The 4,900-nt window shown below is 72.6% G+C and carries 5 protein-coding genes and 1 pseudogene; 3 read left to right on the forward strand and 3 right to left on the reverse strand.

Annotation, left to right across the window (positions count from 1 at the left end):
- A pseudogene (locus KBY19_RS35545) lies at positions 1-390 on the reverse strand (PAS sensor protein); the annotation flags it as partial.
- 412 nt (positions 391-802) lie between these two features.
- Between KBY19_RS35545 and KBY19_RS35550 the strand changes: the two are divergent.
- The 3 genes from KBY19_RS35550 to KBY19_RS35560 all read left to right on the forward strand — a co-directional run bounded on the left by KBY19_RS35550 (position 803) and on the right by KBY19_RS35560 (position 2,453).
- Entirely contained in the window at positions 803-1,411 is a 609-nt protein-coding gene (locus KBY19_RS35550; RefSeq protein WP_185019025.1) for a hypothetical protein, read from the forward strand.
- Positions 1,412-1,459: 48 nt separating this feature from the next.
- Positions 1,460-2,077 (forward strand): hypothetical protein, encoded by a 618-nt coding sequence (locus tag KBY19_RS35555; RefSeq protein WP_099885817.1) that lies wholly within the window; start codon positions 1,460-1,462, stop codon positions 2,075-2,077.
- A 166-nt stretch (positions 2,078-2,243) separates the two neighbouring features.
- Positions 2,244-2,453, forward strand: a complete 210-nt coding sequence (locus KBY19_RS35560) for a hypothetical protein (protein ID WP_185019024.1) — start codon at positions 2,244-2,246, stop codon at positions 2,451-2,453.
- On the opposite strand, the gene KBY19_RS35565 is transcribed toward KBY19_RS35560, so the two are convergent.
- On the reverse strand, positions 2,428-3,963 hold the full coding sequence (locus KBY19_RS35565; protein ID WP_210967492.1) for a beta-ketoacyl-ACP synthase II: 1,536 nt from the start codon (positions 3,961-3,963) through the stop codon (positions 2,428-2,430). The genes KBY19_RS35560 and KBY19_RS35565 overlap by 26 nt on opposite strands.
- On the reverse strand, positions 3,939-4,900 hold a 962-nt coding region (locus tag KBY19_RS35570), incomplete at its 5' end, for a beta-ketoacyl-ACP synthase 3 (RefSeq protein ID WP_247691745.1). The genes KBY19_RS35565 and KBY19_RS35570, both read right to left, overlap by 25 nt.

The raw sequence follows: 4,900 nt of genomic DNA on the forward strand, positions 1-4,900 counted from the left end.
TTCGGTCGGCCACAGCAGGACGATGCCGCCGCGTGCCGTGCCGCCGACGACGACGGGGGCGGCGGCCAGCCGGAAGTCGTAGGGCAGCACCACACCGACCCTGGGGTACTGGCGGGCCATCTCCTCCTGGCTGGCCAGCCACACGAACCGGTGCCGCCGCATCGCGACCGCCACCGGGACGGGTGCCTCCAGCGGAATGCGGGCCCACGGCGCGGCGATACCGAGGGAGACCCCGGACACCACTGCGAGGGAGAGCACCTGTTCCCCGGGAGGCAGCAGATACATCAGCCCCACCGAAGCGCCGGTGGCCTCCATGACTCCGGTCAGCACAGCGTCCAGCTGCCCCCAGTCGGACTCGTCCGAGTCGGCGAACCGCTCCGTATCGCTCACGCCGCTCCCAAGGCCGGCCGCAGGTAGGCAGTGGGCGGCCGCAGCTGTGTGCCGCAGGCACACGGCCGCCGCTGGCCATGTTCGGGTACGAACCCGCCGAGGCGGTGGCGGCACACCGACGGACGGACGGTGACGGCCCTCCACTCGCTGCCCGGCCTGCCGCGCGCCACGCCGCGGGACGCGTTCGTCCCACGGCAGCCGCTGGGTCGCGTCGCGGCGGTGCGGTAGTGCGGGGCGGCTGCCGGTGCCGTCGGGCGTCCCACATTTCCGGGCACGCGCACGACGTTATTGCTGTTACCGAGAGTAACTTACGGGCATTGACGGGCTTGCCGTTTCAGCCGGGACCCAACGAGCACGCGTACTGCTGTTCCACACCCAACTGGGTGTGCCCCACGAACACTTGGAGGATCACATGATCTCCCGGCCGAGACACCGCACCGTGCGTACGGTCACCCTCGCCGCCTCCGTCCTGCTGGCCGGCGCGGTGACGGCGCCCGCGGCACAGGCCGTCCCCTCGGGCCCGGTCCCGTCGGGCGAGGACGGACAGCCGCGGCACTGCACCCTCGATCTGAGCACCGGCGCCGAGCGCTGCTACGCCAGCTTCACCGAGGCCATCGACCACGCGAGCGAAGGGCGCATCGACGACGCGCCGGCCTCCGCCCGTGCGGCGGCGCACGACAGCGGGTTCCGCGCACAGGCGCGGTCGCTGGCGGCCGACGGCGACCGACAGGCCGACGGTGTCATCCAGGGCACCTTCTTCGACGACACCGACTTCGGCGGTGACTCGCTGACCATCAGCGGCGAGGCGCTGTGCGAGAAGGACGGCTGGGTCGACTACCAGTACGACCTGCAGGACGCCTGGAAGAACCGCATCTCCTCGGTGCAGCCGTGGGGCAACTGCTGGATCTGGCTCTACCCCGAGCCCGGGCTCGGCGGGGACCGGGACGGCCCGTTCAAGGAGAACACCTCGGACATCGGGGCCTTCATGAACGACCGCACCCGGTCCATCGGCTTCAGCTGACGCCGACGCCATCCCATCCCCCCACACGCCTCCTGTGAGGAGAACTCCATGAACCAACGCGTCAGGTGGTCCGTCCTGGTGGCCGCCCTCGTCACCGCCGGCAGCGCGGCACTCACCCCCGGCGTGGCGCAGGCCGACGACAATCCGCCCACCGTCCGGGAACTGCTGGACAAGTGCGACAACGGCACCGACGTCTGCGTCTTCCACCCGGACGGGCCGCCCCGTGACTCCATGGGCGAGGCGCACCAGGTCGGCGACAGCGCCTACAACTGCACGAAGGACCTGCAGCGCTCCACCGTCGGCTGGTCCGACACCACCGGCGAGACCAACAGCGTGGGAGTCTCACTGAGCGCCGAGTACGGTTTCGCCGAAGTGTTCAAGGTCAGCATCGAGACCAACTACCAGCACACCTGGGAGAGTTCCCACACCGAGTCGGCCCAGACGAACATCGACGTCAGGCCGGGCGAGGTCGGCTGGGTGACGCGCGAGGCACAGCTGCAGACCGTCAGCGGGCAGTACGAGATGCACTTCCCCGACCGGTTCCACGGCCACTACATCTGGTACGTGCCCTTCGAGGCCACCGGTCCGAAGCCGGACGCGCCGAGCACCAAGACGCAGCACACCCGGCCGATGACCGAGGACGAGAAGGCCCAGCACTGCGGCTGACGCGGCGGTGAGCTGCTGCTCCACCCCCGCCGGTGCCGGCCGCCACCCGTGCGGCCGGGACCGGCGGGGACGCCGAGGGCCGGTCGGCGGTGCGGCGTACCGCAGCACGGGTGGTCTTCCGCGCACGGCTGCCTCGCCGACGGTCGGGAGAGGTATCCGTGCGGTCATGACCGATCCCGAGCACTACGCACTGGCCATGAGCGGCGGACCGGCACCGTGCGGGCTCTCCGAACCGCTGGACGAGCACCGGCCGACGGTGGTGCACGCCGCCTCCCTCCCGGACGGCGACGCGCAGGTCCCGACGCCGCCGTCGACCCCGCACCCGTACGAGACCGCCGGCTTCGAGACCGTCACCGCCGTGCGCCGCGAACCGTAGGAGCCGGGGCGAACACCAGCACCACGTTGTGCCCGCCGAAGCCGCAGGAGTTGCTGACGGCCAGCTCGACAGGGCGCTGCCGGGCGGCTCCGTGCACGACGTCGATGCCCGAGGTCCCGTCATCGGCCCGGTCGAAGTTGGCGGTCGGCGGCACCGTCTGCCGCCGCACGGCCAACACCGTGAGGGCCGCCTCCACGGCGCCCGCCGCACCCATCGTGTGGCCGGTCACGCCCTTGGTCGAGGTGACAGCGGGGCCCTCGGGGCCGAAGAGTTCACCCAGCACGGCCGCCTCGGTGCTGTCGTTGAGCGGGGTACCGGTGCCATGGGCATTGACGTGGTCCACGTCCCCGTACGCGGCGCCGGCGCGCGCGAGCGCCTGCCGTGTCGCCTCCCGCAGACAGCGGCCGTCCGGCCGCGGGGCCACCGCGTGGTGCGCGTCGGTCGTCGAGCCATGACCGGCCAGCACGGCCTGCGGCGAGGCACGCCGCGCTGCCGCGTCCGCGGCCCGCTCCAGGACCAGGAGACCGGCGCCTTCGGCCAGGACGAACCCGTCCCGTGCCGCGTCGAAGGGCCGGGAGGCGCCCGCCGGACCACCGTGGCCCCGGGACAGGGCGCCCGCCCGTGCGAACGCGGTGGCACACATGGGCGTCACCATGGCGTCGCTGCCGCCGGCCACGGCGATATCGCAGGCGTCGCTCTCCAGCAGCATGGCCGCGGTGACGAGCGCGGTGGCTCCGGACGCGCAGGCCGTTCCGGTCTGCAGTGCCGGTCCGTGCACACCCAGGTCGATGGCGAGCTGCCCGGCGGCCATGTTCGGCAGGAACGCCGGCAGGGTGAGCGGGGAGACCGCGCGGTGCCCGCTGGTGCGGAGCCTGTGGTGCTGTTCCTCGTAGGTGGTGACTCCTCCGGCGGCCGAGCCCAGGACCACCGCGACTCGCGCACCGTCCCAGGTGTCCGGGTCGAGTGCGGCGTCCCGCACCGCTTCCCTGGCCGCCACCAGGGCGAACTGGGTGAACCTGTCGTAGCGCCAAGGCTGCGAACCGCCGACGTGCTCGCGCGGATCGAACCCGTCGACCCGGCAGGAGAAGCCCACCGGCGCCCCGGCCAGTTCGGGGTCCTCGGCGGCGGTGGGCAGGCCGGAGCACACCCGCTGCCAGGTCTTCTCGGCCCCCACACCCGCCGGTGTGACCAGGCCGACCCCGGTGACCGCCACCGCGCGGTCGGAGCGGGTGGCGGTCACTCCGGTGTCCCCTGCCCGGCAGGCTGCTGAGCTCCGTTCAGCAGCTCGTTCACCAGTGCGCCCGACGACGTCTTCCGGTGTGGCCTCGCCGGTGACGGCGTCGTCGGGCGCACTGGTGCCGTAGTGCTCCTGGAGCGTGACGAGGAGTTCGGTGACGGCCAGGGAGTCCAGACCCAGTTCGGTGAGGGTCACTCCGGGCCGGATCTCTTCGGAGGGGACCTCGAACTTGTCGGTGAGCACGGTGGTCACATAGGCGTGGACGGTGTCCATGGGGTTTCCTCCCGCTGTTGGTGTTCTCGCTGTCGGTGTTCTGCCTGTCGGCGGTCTTGCTGACGGCCGTCTTGCCGACGGTGCTCTTCTCGCTGTCGGGGCCGGTCCTCACGCCGCCGGGGTCGGCCGTCGGGCGGCGCGTGGTCGGCCGAGTGGGCCGACGGGTGCGGGGAGTCGGCGTGTGGCGGGGCCGCCGGCCAGGTCAGGGCGATCGACCCCCAGGTGAGTCCGCCTCCGAAGGCGGTCAGCAAGGTGGGGGCGCCCGGCCGTACCAGGTCACGGGCCGCGGTGTCGGCCAGCGCCAGGGGAACGGAGGCTGCCGCGGTGTTGCCGACGTCGCGGATGTTGCCGAACCGGTGCCGGGGCGCGACGCCGAGCCGGTCGCCGACCGTGTCCAGGATGCGCTGGTTGGCCTGGTGGCCGATGAACGCGCCGAGCTCCGACGGCTCCCAGCCGGCCCGTTCCAGCGCGGCGCGGGAAGACTGCGTCATACGGCGCACGGCGTGCGCGTACACCTCACGGCCCCGCATCCGCAGATACCGGTGGTCGCGCGGAGGCCGGGTCCCGGTGGCGGGAGCGCTCGAACCGCCCGAGGCGATGGAGATCAGATCGCTGCCCGACCCGTCCGCGCCGAGGTCGGAGGCGATCACCTCCCCCGGCTCCCCGTGCTCGCCGGTACGCAGCAGTACGGCCCCCGCGCCGTCGCCGAAGACGACGGCGGTGTCCCGGTCGTGCGGGTCGACGATGGTGGAGTACGTCTCCGCGCCGACGACCAGCGGACGCCCGCACACCCCGGACCTGACCAGCCCGGTGGCGACGGTCACGGCGTAGACGAAGCCCGAGCAGACGGCGGCCAGATCGAAGGCGGGGATCTCGCCCAGACCGAGGCGGTGTGCCACCTCCGGTGCGGTGGCGGGACAACGCCGGTCCGGTGTCG

Source organism: Streptomyces sp. B15, assembly GCF_018070605.1.
GTDB classification, from domain to species: Bacteria; Actinomycetota; Actinomycetes; order Streptomycetales; family Streptomycetaceae; genus Streptomyces; species Streptomyces smyrnaeus.